At 65.2% G+C, this 15,501-nt stretch carries 12 protein-coding genes and 1 pseudogene; 8 read left to right on the top strand and 5 right to left on the bottom strand.

Going from position 1 to position 15,501, the window contains the following annotated elements:
* The 3 genes and pseudogenes from RTW82_RS06795 to RTW82_RS06785 all read left to right on the top strand — a co-directional run.
* A pseudogene (locus RTW82_RS06795) lies at nucleotides 1-167 on the top strand (hydrolase); the annotation flags it as partial.
* A gap of 113 nt (nucleotides 168-280) precedes the next feature.
* Nucleotides 281-784, top strand: a complete 504-nt coding sequence (locus RTW82_RS06790) for a GNAT family N-acetyltransferase (RefSeq protein ID WP_316924632.1) — start codon at nucleotides 281-283, stop codon at nucleotides 782-784.
* A 598-nt stretch (nucleotides 785-1,382) separates the two neighbouring features.
* Nucleotides 1,383-2,051, top strand: a complete 669-nt coding sequence (locus RTW82_RS06785) for a TIGR04211 family SH3 domain-containing protein (protein WP_316924631.1) — start codon at nucleotides 1,383-1,385, stop codon at nucleotides 2,049-2,051.
* A gap of 36 nt (nucleotides 2,052-2,087) precedes the next feature.
* Here the strand turns inward: RTW82_RS06785 and bchE are convergent, their stop codons facing one another.
* The 3 genes from bchE to RTW82_RS06770 form a co-directional block, all read right to left on the bottom strand.
* Complete coding sequence (gene bchE, locus RTW82_RS06780) at nucleotides 2,088-3,623, bottom strand: magnesium-protoporphyrin IX monomethyl ester anaerobic oxidative cyclase (RefSeq protein ID WP_316924630.1); 1,536 nt, start codon at nucleotides 3,621-3,623, stop codon at nucleotides 2,088-2,090.
* 154 nt (nucleotides 3,624-3,777) lie between these two features.
* Nucleotides 3,778-5,163 (bottom strand): cysteine--tRNA ligase, encoded by a 1,386-nt coding sequence (gene cysS / locus RTW82_RS06775; protein ID WP_316924629.1) that lies wholly within the window; start codon nucleotides 5,161-5,163, stop codon nucleotides 3,778-3,780.
* A complete protein-coding gene (locus RTW82_RS06770) occupies nucleotides 5,163-6,830 on the bottom strand; it encodes a glutamine--tRNA ligase/YqeY domain fusion protein (protein ID WP_043246714.1) in 1,668 nt (555 codons plus the stop codon). Before RTW82_RS06770 ends, cysS begins: the two co-directional genes overlap by 1 nt.
* A 121-nt stretch (nucleotides 6,831-6,951) precedes the next feature.
* Here RTW82_RS06770 and RTW82_RS06765 point away from each other — a divergent pair, with 121 nt between their 5' ends.
* The 3 genes from RTW82_RS06765 to RTW82_RS06755 all read left to right on the top strand — a co-directional run bounded on the left by RTW82_RS06765 (nucleotide 6,952) and on the right by RTW82_RS06755 (nucleotide 9,606).
* The gene (locus RTW82_RS06765; RefSeq protein ID WP_316924628.1) at nucleotides 6,952-7,446 is read left to right on the top strand and encodes a peptidylprolyl isomerase; all 495 of its coding nucleotides are present in this window, start codon (nucleotides 6,952-6,954) and stop codon (nucleotides 7,444-7,446) included.
* Nucleotides 7,443-8,165: a UDP-2,3-diacylglucosamine diphosphatase gene (lpxH, locus tag RTW82_RS06760; RefSeq protein WP_265168059.1), complete on the top strand. Its 723-nt coding sequence runs from the start codon at nucleotides 7,443-7,445 to the stop codon at nucleotides 8,163-8,165. Before RTW82_RS06765 ends, lpxH begins: the two co-directional genes overlap by 4 nt.
* A 103-nt stretch (nucleotides 8,166-8,268) precedes the next feature.
* A complete protein-coding gene (locus tag RTW82_RS06755) occupies nucleotides 8,269-9,606 on the top strand; it encodes an SPFH domain-containing protein (protein ID WP_316924627.1) in 1,338 nt (445 codons plus the stop codon).
* Between the two features lie 61 nt (nucleotides 9,607-9,667).
* Here the strand turns inward: RTW82_RS06755 and RTW82_RS06750 are convergent, their stop codons facing one another.
* On the bottom strand, nucleotides 9,668-10,276 hold the full coding sequence (locus RTW82_RS06750; protein WP_316924626.1) for a tRNA-(ms[2]io[6]A)-hydroxylase: 609 nt from the start codon (nucleotides 10,274-10,276) through the stop codon (nucleotides 9,668-9,670).
* 216 nt (nucleotides 10,277-10,492) lie between these two features.
* On the opposite strand from RTW82_RS06750, the gene RTW82_RS06745 reads away from it, so the two are divergent.
* Entirely contained in the window at nucleotides 10,493-11,356 is an 864-nt protein-coding gene (locus tag RTW82_RS06745) for a universal stress protein (protein ID WP_316924625.1), read from the top strand.
* A gap of 73 nt (nucleotides 11,357-11,429) precedes the next feature.
* Here the strand turns inward: RTW82_RS06745 and RTW82_RS06740 are convergent, their stop codons facing one another.
* Nucleotides 11,430-11,906 carry a DUF1289 domain-containing protein gene (locus RTW82_RS06740; protein WP_316924624.1) on the bottom strand — a complete coding sequence of 159 codons (477 nt, stop codon included), beginning with the start codon at nucleotides 11,904-11,906 and terminating at the stop codon, nucleotides 11,430-11,432.
* A 400-nt stretch (nucleotides 11,907-12,306) separates the two neighbouring features.
* On the opposite strand from RTW82_RS06740, the gene acnB reads away from it, so the two are divergent.
* Nucleotides 12,307-14,907: a bifunctional aconitate hydratase 2/2-methylisocitrate dehydratase gene (gene acnB, locus RTW82_RS06735; RefSeq protein ID WP_316924623.1), complete on the top strand. Its 2,601-nt coding sequence runs from the start codon at nucleotides 12,307-12,309 to the stop codon at nucleotides 14,905-14,907.
* Nucleotides 14,908-15,501 lie beyond the last annotated feature (594 nt).

The following is a 15,501-nucleotide window of genomic DNA, read 5'->3' as shown; positions in this document are numbered from 1 at the left end:
GCATGAGCCAGGCCGGTGCGCAGCTGATGAACTGGTTCGGCGTGGCCTGCGAACTGCACCGCGACTGGCGCAACGATGTGGAAGGCCTGGCCGCCCTGTGCTCCAACCACATCCCGGACTACCGCAACCTGATGACCAGCTACGCGGCGCTGACCGGCAACAAGTAACGGAGCGGGCGCAAGCCTGAAACGAAAACGGAGCCTCGATGGGGCTCCCGTTTGCGCATGGCCACGGCGCCTTGGGTAGAATGCCGCGCCCTCTTCCATCACGAACCCCGACCATGAGCGACGTCACCCTCGAACTGCTGCAGACCGGCCCCGAACAGGCCGAGCTGATCCGCAACCTGTACCAGTTCTACTCCTATGAGTCCTCGGATTGGGAGGAGGAAGACGTGGAGGCGGACGGGCGCTTCTACATCCACGAGGAGCACCTGGCGCGCTACTGGCAGGAACCGCAATGGAGCGCCAACCTGGTGCTGGTGGATGGCTTCATCGCCGGCTTCATGCTGATCGAGCGCAGCGAGCTGCCGGGCATGGATGCGCTGGAACTGGCGGACCTGTTCATCCTCAAGCGCTACCGCCGCCAGGGCATCGGCCGCCTGCTGGCGACCCAGGTGCTGATGGACGGCAGCACCGACTGGCTGGTGCGCTTCTACCGCGACGACGAAGCCGCCCAGGCCTTCTGGCACGCGGTGATGGAAGGTCTGCCGAAGCCGGTGCGCACCCTCGACCCGGGCGACGACCCGCAGTTGCTCACCTACCTGGTAACCCGGGCGCTGCATTGAGGCCTGCCTTCCTGGGCTGAAGCCCGGGCTACGGGGTGCCTTGGGTTGGTAACGCGGCGCGGCTCGGCATCGCTGGTGAATGAAAAAAGCGCCATCCACCCTACACATCGATCAGCTCCGCAGGGCGGGGAAGCCCTGCGTGACTCATGCATCGACGATGTCGGGTTGCACCCGACCTACCTGCTACACCCGGATAATCGTCGTGTTGCGAAATGATGGGTTTCGCTCCGCTCTACCCATCCTACGAATGCGGCACCGTGCGAATGCAGCCCCGTAGGATAGGTAGAGCTTTGCGAAACCCATGCGGTGCAGTGGCACGGAGTGCCCGGTGGGGTGTTGTCCACCTTTGTATCTCGGCTAACTACCCGGCGTTCCCTCCTTTTCCGCTCGACCACCCGTCTCGCTTGCGGGGCCATGAGTGAACTACGCGGGGTCGCGGATTGTCAGTTCGCTGTCGGCTCGAACCGGGTGGATGGCGTGGCCATTCGCCACCCGGACGCTGCGCAGCCATCGCTCTTTCTGAATGCGATGCTCGCCTGGCCGGCGTTTATCACGCCCGCGCTTCGGGTTCCGTTCCATAGCCAGTGAAGATTGCCCCATGCCCCTGACCCGTCATCTGCTCGCCCGTGCTCCTTCGTTCTCCTCCCGCGCCATCGGCGCCTGCCTGCTGGGCGGCCTGCTGCTGGCCGGCATGCCCGCGCAGGCCGAGGAGAAAGCCGACAACACGCGCTGGGTGAGCGACAGCCTGAGCACCTATGTGCGCAGCGGCCCCACCGATGGCTACCGCATTGTCGGCACCCTGGTTTCCGGGCAGAAAGTCGAGCTGCTGAGCACCCAGGGCGACTACAGCCAGGTGCGCGGCGAGAACGGTAGCGCCGTGTGGATCCCCACCCGTGACCTGCAGCAGGTCCCCGGCCAGGCCGAGCGCCTGCCGCAGCTGGAACAGAAGGTGACCGAGCTGAGCACCGAGCTGGGCGGTATCGACGAGACCTGGAAAACCCGCGTGCAAGGCATGCAGGAGACCATGGACTCGCGCAAGGCGCTGATCGACGAAGCCCAGGCCGCCCGCGCGGCCCTGGACAGCGAGCTGAGCCAGGCCCGCTCCGAGCTGCGCGAAGTGCAGGCGCAACTGGGCGATGAGAACAAGCAGGTGCTGATGCGCTACATGGTCTACGGCGGCAGCATCGCCGGCGCAGGCCTGCTGCTCGGGCTGATCCTGCCGACCATGCTGCGGGTCAAACGCAAGCGCAGCGACCAGTGGGTCTGACCCGCTGAGCGACCGGGGAGCGCGCGGCTCCCCCATTCAGCTCGCGGCCCGCGCGATCACCTCCACCGCCGCCCTACCCTTGCGCTTGTCCAGCAGGTATTCACGCCCTGCCAGCGAGGCGCCGAGGAACTCGCGGAGCGTCGGCCCCGCCTTGAGCAGCCGCGTGGCGAAGAGGAACTCCGCCAGCTCGTGGAACCACACGCGACGACCGATGCGGGTGTACCAGGCCATGGCATGGCGGAAGTCCGCATCCGGGTGCAACAGCAGGCGGCCGAGGGCCCTGGGGCGGGCCTGCATGCAGACCTCGATCGTCTTGAACCAGAGGAACACCCGCCAGGCCGGCACGCGCTGCACCGCCAGCACCTGGTGCTTGTAGTCCCAGCGACGGGTGTCGGTCTGGATCACCCGGCGCTGCTCGGCCGTTTCGTAGAAGGGCGTCCAGCGGTGCGGGGTAACGTAGAGCAGCTGGATCTGGTCCGGGTCGTAGCGCAGCAGGTGGCGCAGGGAGCGCCAGTAGTCGGCGTCGGTTTCCTCCTGGAAGCCGATCACGTAGGTGGCCATGGAAACGATGCCGTGCTGGCGCAGCAGGCGGATCGCCTCCTGGTCCTCGCGGGTGGTACCGCCCTTGCGGATCGCCTCCAGGGTGCCTTCGTCATAGCTCTCGATGCCCAGCAGGAAACGGATAACCCCGGCCTTGCGGTACAGGTGGAGGATGTCGGCATCGCGGACGATGTCGCCGGCGCGGGTGGAGCCCACCAGCAGCAGCGGTACGTCTTCGGCGATCAAGGCTTCGAGGAAGGCCTTCCACATCTTGCGCGAGCCGGTGGGCAGCTCGTCGGCGAAGTTGATCAGCTCCACGCCCTGTTCCCGGTGCAGACGTGCCAGCTCCCGGGCCAGGCGCACCGGGTCGCGGTGCCGCCAGCGGGTCCAGAACCCGCGCTGCCCGCAGTAGTTGCACAGGTAGGGACACCCCCGGGAGAACTGCACCACCACCGCCCGCTTGCCGCCCCAGTAGGAGTAGTGGGCATGGTCGATCAGCTCCCAGCCCACGCGGTAGTCGTCGAGGTTGCGCAGCATGGCGGCGGCAGGCGTGGCGTAGGGTTCGCCCAGGTAGCGCAGGGCGATGCCGTGGACGTCCAGTGGCGGGTGCCCCTGCGCCAGGGCCTGCATCAGCGAGAGCGCGGTCTGCTCGCCCTCCCCGCGCACGATGAAGTCGACTTCCGCCACCTCCTGGAGGATTTCGTCCCAGTGATAGCTGGGGTGCACGCCGCCGTAGACGATGACCAGCCCGGGCAGCACGCCCTTGAGGGCGCGGCAGATGTCCACCACCGTGGGGTGCGCCGAACTGGAGCCGGAATGCCCGAGCATCACCACATCCGGCGCCGTTGCCTGGATGCGCGCCACGATCTGCGCCACGCTCAACCCCTCGCGGTCCGCATCCAGCAGCGAGACGTGGAAGCCCGCGTCCAGCAGCGGCCCGCCGATGGCGAGCAGCCCCAGGGGCGGCAGGTGTTCGCGGGGCATGCGGCTGCCGATGGCGGTGTGGGGCGGGTTGATCAGGGTGATGTCCACGTCGACGTCCTTTTCCTCGGGGCGGGTCGCCTTTATGCACGCGCGCCGTGCAGGCTGCGTGGACCGCAGATGGAGTTGCCGTGGAGTTTCGGTGAAGGCATTGGCGCAAAAGAAAAAGGCCGCTCGAAAGCGGCCTCGTTCATGACGCGTACGACTACTCGGCGAGGCGCCAGGTGGTGCCGCCCTTGCCGTCTTCCAGTACCACGCCCAGGGCGGTGATCTGGTCGCGGATGCGGTCGGACTCGGCCCAGTTCTTGTCCGCGCGCGCTTGCAGGCGCGCCTGGATCAGGGCTTCGACCTCGGCCGCGTCGACCTTGCCGGTGGCGCCGGCCTGGAGGAAGGCGTCCGGGTCCAGCTGCAACAGGCCGAGCAGGCCGCCCAGGGCCTTGAGACGGGCCGCCAGGGCTGCCGCGGCGGCCAGGTCGGTGTCACGCAGGCGGTTGACCTCGCGGGCCATGTCGAACAGCACGGCGACGGCTTCGGGGGTGTTGAAGTCGTCATCCATGGAGGCATTGAAGCGCTCGACGAAGGCTTCGCCCTCGGCGGCGGGCGCCTCGGGCAGGCCGCGCAGGGCGGTGTAGAAGCGTTCCAGGGCGCCCTTGGCTTCCTTGAGGTTGTCTTCGGAGTAGTTGATCGGGCTGCGGTAGTGGCTGGAGACCAGCAGGTAGCGCACCACCTCGGGGTGGTACTTCTCCAGCACCTCGCGGATGGTGAAGAAGTTGCCCAGGGACTTGGACATCTTCTCGCCGTCCACGCGCACCGCGCCGGCGTGCATCCAGGCCTTGGCGTAGAGCTTGCCGGTGGCCGCCTCGCTCTGGGCGATCTCGTTCTCGTGGTGGGGGAACACCAGGTCCGGGCCGCCGCCGTGGATGTCGAAGGTCTCACCCAGGCAGCAAGTGGACATCACCGAGCACTCGATGTGCCAGCCGGGACGACCGGGGCCCCAGGGCGATTCCCAGCTCGGCTCGCCGGGCTTGGCGCCCTTCCAGAGCACGAAGTCCAGCGGGTCTTCCTTGGATTCGTCGACCTCGATGCGCGCGCCGATCTTCAGCTCGTCGATGCGACGGCGGGACAGCTTGCCGTAGCCCTCGAACTTGCCCACGCGGTAGTAAACGTCGCCATTGCCGGGGGCATAGGCGAAGCCCTTGTCGATCAGGGTCTGGATCATCGTGTGCATGCCGGCGATGTGGCCGGTGGCACGGGGCTCGATGTCCGGGCGCAGCACGGCGAGGCGCGCTTCGTCTTCGTGCATGGCGGAGATCATGCGGTCGACCAGGGCTTCGAACGGCTCGCCGTTCTCCTGGGCGCGACGGATGATCTTGTCGTCGATGTCGGTGATGTTGCGCACGTAGGTCACGTCGTAGCCGCGCTCACGCAGCCAGCGGGTGACCACGTCGAAGGCGACCATCACGCGGGCGTGGCCGATGTGGCAGAAGTCGTACACGGTCATGCCGCACACGTACATGCGCACGCTGTTGCCTTCCAGGGGCTGGAAGGCTTCCTTGACCTTGCTGAGGGTGTTGTAGATCGACAGCGCCATCATTGCCCCCAGGAATCACGCAGGGTGACGGTGCGGTTGAACACCGGCTTGCCGGGCTGCGAGTCCTTGAGGTCGGCGACGAAGTAGCCTTCGCGCTCGAACTGGAAGCGCTCCTCGGGCTGCGCATTGGCCAGGGACGGCTCGGCGCGGCAGCCGGTGAGCACCACCAGCGAGTCCGGGTTGATGTTGTCGAGGAAGCTGCCGCCCTCTTCGGATTTCTCCGGGTTCGCCGAACGGAACAGGCGGTCGTACAGGCGCACTTCGCACTCGACGCTGGCCTCGGCCGGCACCCAGTGGATCACGCCCTTGACCTTGCGGCCTTCGGGGTTCTTGCCGAGGGTGTTCTCGTCATAGGAGCAACGCAGCTCGACGATGTTGCCGGCGGCATCCTTGATGGCTTCGTCGGCGCGGATCACATAGCTGCCGCGCAGGCGCACTTCGCCACCGGGGATCAGGCGCTTGAAGCCGGCCGGCGGGACTTCTTCGAAGTCGCTGGCGTCGATGTAGATCTCGCGGGCGAAGGGCAGCGCGCGAACGCCCATGTCCTCCTTGGGATGGCGCGGCAGTTCGAGGTTCTCGACCTGGCCTTCCGGGTAGTTGGTGATGACCACCTTGAGCGGCTTGAGCACGCACATGGCGCGGGACGCGGTGGCGTCCAGGTGGTCACGGATGCTGAATTCCAGCATGCCGATGTCGACCACGCCGCTGGCACGGTTGACGCCGACCATCTCGCAGAAATTGCGGATCGACTCGGGGGTATAGCCGCGACGGCGGTAGCCGGAGAGCGTCGACATGCGCGGGTCGTCCCAGCCGCTGACGTGCTTCTCGTCCACCAGTTGCTTGAGCTTGCGCTTGCTGGTGATGGTGTAGTTCAGGTTCAGGCGCGAGAACTCGTACTGGCGGGGCTGCGCGGGGACCGGCAGGTTGGCCAGGAACCACTCGTAGAGCGGGCGATGGTCCTCGAACTCCAGGGTGCAGATGGAGTGGGTGATGCCCTCGATGGCGTCCGACTGCCCGTGGGTGAAGTCGTAGCTGGGGTAGATGCACCACTTGTCGCCGGTCTGGTGGTGATGGGCGTGGCGGATGCGGTAGAGGATCGGGTCGCGCAGGTTGATGTTCGGCGAGGCCATGTCGATCTTGGCGCGCAGGGAGCGGGCGCCATCCGGGAACTCGCCGGCCTTCATGCGAGCGAACAGATCCAGGTTCTCTTCCACCGAGCGCTCGCGGAACGGGCTGTTCTTGCCCGCCTCATGCAGGCTGCCGCGGTATTCGCGCATCTCTTCGGCGTTGAGGTCGCAGACGAACGCCTTGCCGGCCTTGATCAGCTCGATGGCCCAGGCGTGCAGCTGGTCGAAATAGTTGGAGGCGTAGCGCACCTCGCCGGACCACTGGAAGCCCAGCCATTTCACGTCGCTTTCGATGGCGTCGATGTATTCCTGGTCTTCCTTGGCCGGGTTGGTGTCGTCGAAGCGCAGATGGCAGTCACCGCCGAATTCCTGGGCCAGGCCGAAGTTCAGGCAGATCGACTTGGCATGGCCGATGTGCAGGTAGCCATTGGGCTCCGGCGGGAAGCGGGTGACGATCTTGGCGTGCGTACCGGCATCCAGGTCGGCCTGGACGATGGGGCGGAGGAAGTTGGCGGCGGCGGGGGTCTCAGGCTTGCTCATGGGATCCTTAGGTCTACGGGTGCGCGGCACAGGGTAGGCCGGTCAAATCAAAGCGCTTATCATAGCCGAAGCTGTCAACCCCCTGACAGGCCTTCGAATTCTCGACAGAGCGAATACCGAAATGATCAAGCTGCACACCAACCATGGCGTCATCACCCTGGAACTCTTCGAAGACAAAGCCCCGGAAACCGTGGCCAACTTCAAGGAGTACGTGAAGGCCGGCCACTACGATGGCACCGTCTTCCACCGCGTGATCTCCAACTTCATGATCCAGGGCGGCGGCTTCGAGCCGGGCATGAAACAGAAGACCACCCGCGCCTCCATCAAGAACGAGGCCAACAATGGCCTGTCGAACAAGATCGGCACCGTGGCCATGGCCCGCACCATGGAGCCGCACTCGGCGTCCGCGCAGTTCTTCATCAACGTTTCCGACAACAGCTTCCTCAACCACAGCGCGCCGACCGTGCAGGGCTGGGGCTACGCGGTGTTCGGTGAAGTGACCGAAGGCATGGACGTGGTCAACAAGATCAAGGGCGTGGCCACCACCATGAAGTCCGGCCACCAGGACGTACCGGTCGACGACGTGATCATCGAGAAGGCCGAGATCGTCGAGTGATCCTGCTGATCTCCGATCTGCATCTTGAAGAGGAGCGCCCGGACATAACCCGGGCGTTTCTTCGTTTCCTGCAGACCCGCGCCAGCCAGGCCGAAGCGCTCTACATACTGGGTGACTTCTTCGAGGCCTGGATCGGCGACGACGCCATGACCCCCTTCCAACGCTCCATCGCCCAGGCCCTGCGCCAGGTGGCCGATGGCGGCACGCGCATCTTCCTGATGCACGGCAACCGCGACTTCATGATCGGCACGCGCTTCTGCCGCGAGGCCGGCTGCACCCTGCTGGCGGACCCGAGCCGCGTCGAGCTGGCCGGCCACCCGGTGCTGCTGATGCACGGCGACAGCCTGTGCACCCGCGACGCGGCCTACATGCGCATGCGGCGCATCCTGCGTAACCCCGTCGTGCTGTGGATACTGCGCCACCTGCCGCTGGCCACCCGCCACAAGCTGGCGCGCAAGCTGCGCAGCGAAAGCCGCATGCAGACCCGGCAGAAGGCGGTGGAAATCACCGACGTCACCCCGGAAGAAATCCCGCGCCTGCTGGCCGAACAGGGGGTACCGACCCTGATCCACGGTCATACCCACCGCCCCGCCGTGCACGAACTGCAGGTCGGCGGCCTGCCAGCCCAGCGCATCGTCCTCGGGGACTGGGATCGCCAGGGCTGGGCCCTGGAAGTCGACGAACAGGGCTTCCGCCAGGCACCGTTCGCCCTCGACTGAGCCGCGCAACGCGAACTCCTCCGCAGGCCGCGCCGGCTCTCCTTGACGGGATGGCACGCGGCCAGCAGCATCGCCGCTTTCGATTTCACGTCAAGGAGCGACCATGCCGTTCAGCGATTCCCCCTATATCAAGTACCTGGTCGGCGCCGTCGCCGGCACGGCCGCCGCCTTCGTGCTGTTCAACGGCATCTTCTTCTACAACGAAGCTGGCTTCGCCACCCACGTGCGGACCATCTTCGGCGAAGAGAAAGTGGTGGATGACGTCGGCTACGCCACCAAGTGGTTCGGCCGCGCCACGCCCTGGAAGAAGGCCCTGAGCGTGCAGTCGGTACTCACCGAAGCGCTCAACCAGATCGACGACACCAGCGACAACGACTCCCTGGGCGCCACCATCGAAGCCTTCCCCATCGTCTTCCTCGGCAACGTCGACGCCAAGGTGGAGTCCTCCGCGCGCTTCCGCCTGCCCAGCGGCGAGCAGTTCCTCAAGATCGCCCAGGAATACCGCAACCCGGAGAACTTCATTCGCACCGCGCTGGTACCGGCGATCAAGGAAACCCTGCAGGCCACCGCCTCGCTGATGACCGCCGACGACTTCTACGCCGGCGCCCGCAGCGAGTTCGCCGCCGAGTTCGAAAACCAGCTCAACGACGGCCTCTACCTGATCAAGCGCAAGGAAGTGCGTGGCCCGCGCGGCCACGTGCCGCAACAGACCGCCATCCTCCAGGCCGGCACCGAACAGGGCAGCTTCGGCGATAACAACGCCAGCCAGTTCATCACCGAGAAGGTGATCGACGCCAAGGGCATGCCGGTGCGCAAGCAGCAGCAGTTCCGCAAATACGGCGTGGAAGTGGTGGAGGCACGCATCACCAACGTCGATCCCAACCCGCAGTACAAGCAGCGCATGGTCAAGGTGCAGCAGGCCCTGGCCGAGCTGGCCGTGGCCCGGCAGAACCGCCTGAAGGAAGAGGAAGAGAAGCTCCTGGTCACCGCCCGCGGTGAGAAGGAAGTGGAAGCCCGCCGCCAGGAAACACTGCGCGACCAGATCGAGCGCACCACCCAGGCCGAGACCGAGAAGCAGCTGGCACGTATCAACGCCGAGCGCGAAAAGGGCCGTGCCGAGATCGAGAAGCAGACCGCCGAGCTGCTGCGTGACAAGGCCAGCATCACCGCCCAGGCCACCAAGATCACCGCCGACGCCGAAGCCTATGCCCGCGAAGCGGTGATCAAGGCGGACGGCGCGCTGCAACCCAAGCTCGATGCGCTGATCGCCATCAACAAGGTGTGGGCCGAGGCCGCCGCCCAGGCGCCGGTACCCAGCGTGATGATGGGCGCCGGGCAGAACGGCGCCAGCAGCCGCCAGGACGAGATCGGCCAGCTTATGGGCGTGCTCGCCACCAAGGCGGCCCGTGACCTGGCGCTGGACCTGAAAGTGAAGGACTGAGCCCTCCCCCGCCACAAAAAAAGCGCCCCTCGGGGCGCTTTTTTCATGTGGTGTCGTCGGCTCACTGGGCGACCGGCACGCCACTGTGGAAGCGGAACTCCTCGTCCGTGCTCTCGATCAGCTCGCGCTCCACGTCCCGGACCTTCTCGATCACCGCATCCACGTCCGCCGCTTCGCCGTATTGGTAGGCCAGCTTCAGGTAGCCCTGGTAATGGCGCGCCTCGCTCTTCAGCAGGCCGAAGTAGAACTTGCCCAGCTCTTCGTCCAGGTGCGGCACCAGCGCTTCGAAACGCTCGCAGGAGCGCGCCTCGATGAAGGCGCCCACCACCAGGGTGTCCACCAGCTTGGCCGGCTCGTGGTTGCGAACCACCTTGCGCAGGCCAGAGGCGTAGCGCGCGGCAGATACCGCGCGCAGCGGCACGCGACGCTTCTTCATGATGCGCAGGACCTGCTCGTGGTGGACCAGCTCCTCACGGGCCAGGCGCGACATGAAATTGATCAGGTCCAGGCGCGTGTTGTACTTGGCGATCAGCGCCATGGCGGTGGACGCCGCCTTGTACTCGTTGTTCTTGTGGTCGATCAGCAGGGTTTCCTGGTCCGCCAGCGCGGCCTCCACCCAGGCAGCAGGCGTGCGGCAGCCGAGGAAGTCGTGGATTTCCGGGAGGTTCATGGGCGAGGCGCTCCCTGGCGGGCGATGACGAGGGGAAACGGAACGGCGGGGATGGCGGACAAGGGCATGGCAATCTGGTCGGGCGGGCAATGGCGGAGCATTATACGGGGGCTGCAGGCCGCAGCCAGCTTGATGCACTGATATATGTCAAGAACGCGAAGCGTCCAGGGCAGCTACAGTGGTTCCAGCTATATGTCTTCCAGGGAGAGCACGACCATGCAAGCCATCCGCAGCATCCTCGTGGTAGTTGATCCGAACCACCCCGACGGCCTGGCGCTCAAGCGCGCCAAACTGATCGCCGGGGTGACCCAGTCGCACCTGCACCTGCTGATCTGCGACCGCAAGGCGGATCACGCCGCCTACCTCGCCGACCTGTCCGGCGCGCTCGCCAGCGAAGGCTACAGCGTGACCAGCCAGCAGGCCTGGAACGAGAACCTGCACCAGACCGTGATCGCCGTGCAGCAGGCCGAAGGCTGTGGCCTGGTGATCAAGCAGCATGTGCCGGACAACCCGCTGAAGCGCTTCCTGCTGACGCCGGACGACTGGAAGCTGCTGCGCTACTGCCCCGGCCCGGTGCTGATGGTGAAGACCGACACGCCCTGGACCGGCGGCATCGTTCTCGCGGCCGTGGACGTCGGCAACAGCGACGGCGAGCACCGTACCCTGCACGCCAGCATCATCAGCCACGGCTACGACATCGCCGGGCTGGCCAAGGGCACCCTGCACGTGATCAGCGCCCACCCCTCGCCGATGCTCTCGGCGGCGGACCCGACCTTCCAGCTCAAGGAAAGCATCGAGGCGCGCTACCGCGCCGAATGCCGCAGCTTCCAGGAGGAGTTCGACGTCAGCGACGAGCGCCTGCACGTGGAGGAAGGCCCGGCCGACGTGCTCATCCCCCATGTCGCCCACAAGCTCAAGGCGGCGGTGACGGTGATTGGCACCATCGCCCGCACCGGCCTCTCCGGCGCACTGATCGGCAACACCGCCGAAGTGGTGCTGGACTCGCTGGAAAGCGACGTGCTGGTCCTCAAGCCGGACGAAATCATCGCCCACCTGGAGGAACTGGTCGCCCAGCGCTGACCCGCCCCATGAAAAAGCCGCCTCGATGGGCGGCTTTTTCGTGCCTGGCGTTTCGCTGCCATGGAGGGAGGGCTCAGACGCGGCTCTCCATCCCCTCCAGCAGGAAGCGCGGCGCGATGTAGCGATCGTAGTGGGCTTCCGACAAAAGGAAGAACTCCCGATCGATGGCCTCGCGCAGCTCCGGCAGCGTCCAGCCGCGGAACTCGGGCATCAGCGCCACGCCGTAGGCATCCAGGCGGTTGATCATGCGTGAAGCGCGAGCGATGAGCTGGTAGGCCCAGCAATAGGCGGACTGCTCCGGCACGAAGCGGACCTGGCGCTGTTCCAGCTGCATGCGCAGGCGATCTTCGTCGAAAACCTCGAGTTTTGCGGCCATAACCTGGACCAGGAGGATTTCCAGACGGCGCCAGACGGCGCGTTTCTCCTCGTCGTTGTAGAGGTTCCAGTTCACTACTTCATGGTGGAAGCGCTTGCAGCCACGGCACACGAGATCCCCGTAGACGGTGGAGCAGAGGCCGACGCAGGGCGTCTTGATGCGCTGATTGGACATGACGGGAGGGTCTGGGAAAGCACGAACAGGCCGGCATCTTAGCCCTTTGTCTAGGCAGGGTCACCCCAAGAAACCCAGGGCTTTTGTCTTAACTTCGGCTCAGCTTTCCTTTAGAATTGGCCCGCCATTTTAGGCGCCAATGTCCGTTGGAAGCTGTTTTCAAAGCGTCACGAGCACAGTCCACCCGGCAGGAAAATTGGCGTTGGGCACTCCCCAGCGAGTGCCTTGCGCCAGCCCTCATCAGGCCTTCCTTCCGGCGTAAAACTTTGAAAACAGCTTCTGGATGGAACCAACGAAACCCTGGCCAGGCAGCTCACAAAGCTGCGCGGCGCACGTGTTCGCTGGATTCCTGGATGAGCGTCCCGGACAACTCCTTGGGACCACTGATGAGGGTAAAACTGTGCTTGAAGCCTATCGCAAACACGTACAAGAGCGTGCCGCCCAGGGTATCGTGCCCCAGCCGCTGAACGCCGAACAAACCGCAGGCCTGGTAGAGCTGCTGAAGAACCCGCCGGCCGGCGAAGAAGAATTCCTCGTAGACCTGATCACCAACCGCGTTCCGCCGGGCGTGGACGAAGCGGCCTATGTAAAGGCCGGTTTCCTCTCCGCCGTCGCCAAGGGTGAAGCCAAGTCCCCGCTGATCACCAAGCAGCGCGCCACCGAACTCCTCGGCACCATGCAGGGCGGCTACAACATCGCCACCCTGGTCGAGCTGCTGGATGACGCCGAGCTGGCCGCCGCCGCTGCCGAACAACTCAAGCACACCCTGCTGATGTTCGACGCCTTCCACGACGTGGCCGAGAAAGCCAAGGCTGGCAACGCCCACGCCAAGGCCGTGCTGGAGTCCTGGGCCGCTGGCGAGTGGTTCACCAGCAAACCCGCCATCGCTGACAAGTACAGCCTGAGCGTGTTCAAGGTCACCGGCGAAACCAACACCGACGACCTGTCCCCGGCTCCCGATGCCTGGTCGCGCCCGGACATCCCGCTGCACGCCCTGGCCATGCTGAAAATGGCCCGTGACGGCATCGTCCCCGAGCAGCAAGGCGCCATCGGCCCGCTGAAGCAGATCGAAGAGATCAAGGCCAAGGGCTTCCCGGTCGCCTACGTCGGTGACGTGGTCGGTACCGGTTCCTCGCGTAAATCCGCCACCAACTCGGTGCTGTGGTTCTTCGGCGACGACATCCCCTACGTGCCGAACAAGCGCGCTGGCGGCTTCTGCTTCGGCTCCAAGATCGCCCCGATCTTCTACAACACCATGGAAGACGCCGGCGCCCTGCCGATCGAGTTCGACGTATCGAACATCAATATGGGCGACGTGATCGACGTCTACCCGCACGCCGGCAAGGTGTGCAAGCACGGCACCGACGATGTCATCACCACCTTCGAACTGAAGACCCCGGTGCTGCTCGACGAAGTCCGCGCTGGCGGCCGTATCCCGCTGATCGTCGGCCGTGGCCTGACCGAGAAAGCCCGTGCCGAACTGGGCCTGGGTTCTTCCGACCTGTTCAAGAAGCCGGAACAGCCCGCCGACAGCGGCAAGGGCTTCACCCTGGCGCAGAAGATGGTCGGCAAGGCGTGCGGCGTAGCCGGCGTTCGCCCGGGCACCTACTGCGAGCCGAAGATGACCACCGTCGGTTCCCAGGACACTACTGGCCCGATGACCCGCGACGAGCTGAAAGACCTGGCGTGCCTGGGCTTCTCCGCCGACCTGGTGATGCAGTCCTTCTGCCACACCGCTGCGTACCCGAAACCCATCGACGTCACCACCCACCACACCCTGCCGGACTTCATCCGCACCCGTGGCGGCGTGTCCCTGCGTCCTGGCGACGGCATCATCCACAGCTGGCTGAACCGCATGCTGCTGCCTGACACCGTCGGCACCGGTGGCGACTCCCACACCCGCTTCCCGATCGGCATCTCCTTCCCGGCCGGCTCCGGCCTGGTGGCCTTCGCCGCCGCCACCGGCGTCATGCCGCTGGACATGCCCGAATCCGTTCTGGTGCGTTTCAAAGGCAAGCTGCAACCCGGTATCACCCTGCGTGACCTGGTCCATGCGATCCCCTACTACGCCATCCAGAAAGGCCTGCTGACCGTCGAGAAGAAGGGCAAGATCAACGCCTTCTCCGGCCGCATCCTGGAAATCGAAGGCCTGGACGACCTGACCGTCGAGCAAGCGTTCGAGCTGTCCGATGCCTCCGCCGAGCGTTCCGCTGCGGGCTGCACCATCAAGCTGCCGGAAAAGGCCATCGCCGAGTACCTGCAGTCCAACATCACCCTGCTGCGCTGGATGATCGGCGAAGGCTACGGCGATGCCCGCACCATGGAACGTCGCGCCCAAGCGATGGAAGCCTGGCTGGCCAACCCGCAACTGATGGAAGCCGACAAGGACGCCGAATACGCCGAGATCATCGAGATCGACCTGGCCGACGTGAAAGAGCCGGTTCTCTGCGCTCCGAACGACCCGGACGATGCCCGCCTGCTCTCCACCGTTGCCGGCGACAAGATCGACGAAGTGTTCATCGGCTCCTGCATGACCAACATCGGCCACTTCCGCGCTGCCGGTAAGCTGCTGGACAAGGTCAAGGGCTCGATTCCGACCCGCCTGTGGCTGTCGCCGCCGACCAAGATGGACCAGCACCAGCTGACCGAGGAAGGCTACTACGGCATCTACGGCAAGGCCGGCGCGCGCATGGAAATGCCGGGCTGCTCGCTGTGCATGGGTAACCAGGCACGCGTAGCGTCGAACTCCACCGTGGTTTCGACCTCCACCCGTAACTTCCCGAACCGCCTGGGCGATGGTGCCAACGTGTACCTGGCCTCCGCCGAACTGGCGGCTGTCGCGTCCATCCTGGGCAAGCTGCCGACCGTCGAGGAGTACATGGAATACGCGAAGAGCATCGACAGCATGGCTGCCGACGTTTACCGCTACCTGTCCTTCGACCAGATCGCCGAGTACCGCGAAGCCGCTGCGAACGCCAATATCCCGGTCGTTCAAGCCTAAGCCTCACCGGCCATGAAGAAGCCCCGCCCCGTGCGGGGCTTTTTTATGGGCGCGATTTGCGCCGAACACCACACTCACAAACCCCGTGGGAGCGAATTCATTGGCTCTGTCTGCGTTAAGTGTTGCTAGAAGAATTGAGCCCAGCTGATTGCCGAGTTTTGTTGGCGCTTCTGGTTTCGCCCCCCCGGGCGAGTCCCTTTTCCAATCGTTGAAAAGGAACCAAAAAACTTGCCCCATCATCCGCGGCCTCCTGGAGGGGCGTTGGCGGCTGCTCCACCTTTCTTCGTCCAGCGCATCGCCATGTGGTGCGCACGGGCTTTCGTAGGATGGTGTAGAGCGAAGCGAAACCCATGCGGTGGAGGTGGTACGAACTCTTGGGCGCCCGGAAATGGCCGTGCTTGAGCGCTTGCTTTAAAACCACAACAGCTAACGCAGACAGAGCCAATGAATTCGCTCCCACCGGGCCCGGTGCCTATCGGGGTGTAGGGTGGATGACGCTCTTTTCATCCACCAGGCGGGGTTGGGCGCGGCCACGGGCTGAAGCCCGGGCTACGGTGCTGTCCTGGGCAACGGAAGTCGCCCCTCTCCCGCAGG

It is taken from the genome of Pseudomonas sp. zfem005 (assembly GCF_032621735.1).
GTDB lineage: Bacteria > Pseudomonadota > Gammaproteobacteria > Pseudomonadales > Pseudomonadaceae > Metapseudomonas > Metapseudomonas solani.
The sequence above is the reverse complement of the archived record's forward strand: the minus strand, read 5'-3'. Positions and strand labels throughout refer to the sequence as shown.

Excerpts from the sequence above, each read along its gene's own strand:
- RTW82_RS06770 (WP_043246714.1), bottom strand. The coding sequence starts at position 6,830 with ATGAGCAAGCCTGAGACCCCCGCCGCCGCCAACTTCCTCCGCCCCATC.
- RTW82_RS06790 (WP_316924632.1), top strand. The coding sequence starts at position 281 with ATGAGCGACGTCACCCTCGAACTGCTGCAGACCGGCCCCGAACAGGCC.
- RTW82_RS06745 (WP_316924625.1), top strand. The coding sequence starts at position 10,493 with ATGCAAGCCATCCGCAGCATCCTCGTGGTAGTTGATCCGAACCACCCC.
- RTW82_RS06750 (WP_316924626.1), bottom strand. The coding sequence starts at position 10,276 with ATGAACCTCCCGGAAATCCACGACTTCCTCGGCTGCCGCACGCCTGCT.
- RTW82_RS06765 (WP_316924628.1), top strand. The coding sequence starts at position 6,952 with ATGATCAAGCTGCACACCAACCATGGCGTCATCACCCTGGAACTCTTC.
- RTW82_RS06740 (WP_316924624.1), bottom strand. The coding sequence starts at position 11,906 with ATGTCCAATCAGCGCATCAAGACGCCCTGCGTCGGCCTCTGCTCCACC.
- RTW82_RS06785 (WP_316924631.1), top strand. The coding sequence starts at position 1,383 with ATGCCCCTGACCCGTCATCTGCTCGCCCGTGCTCCTTCGTTCTCCTCC.
- cysS (WP_316924629.1), bottom strand. The coding sequence starts at position 5,163 with ATGGCGCTGTCGATCTACAACACCCTCAGCAAGGTCAAGGAAGCCTTC.
- RTW82_RS06755 (WP_316924627.1), top strand. The coding sequence starts at position 8,269 with ATGCCGTTCAGCGATTCCCCCTATATCAAGTACCTGGTCGGCGCCGTC.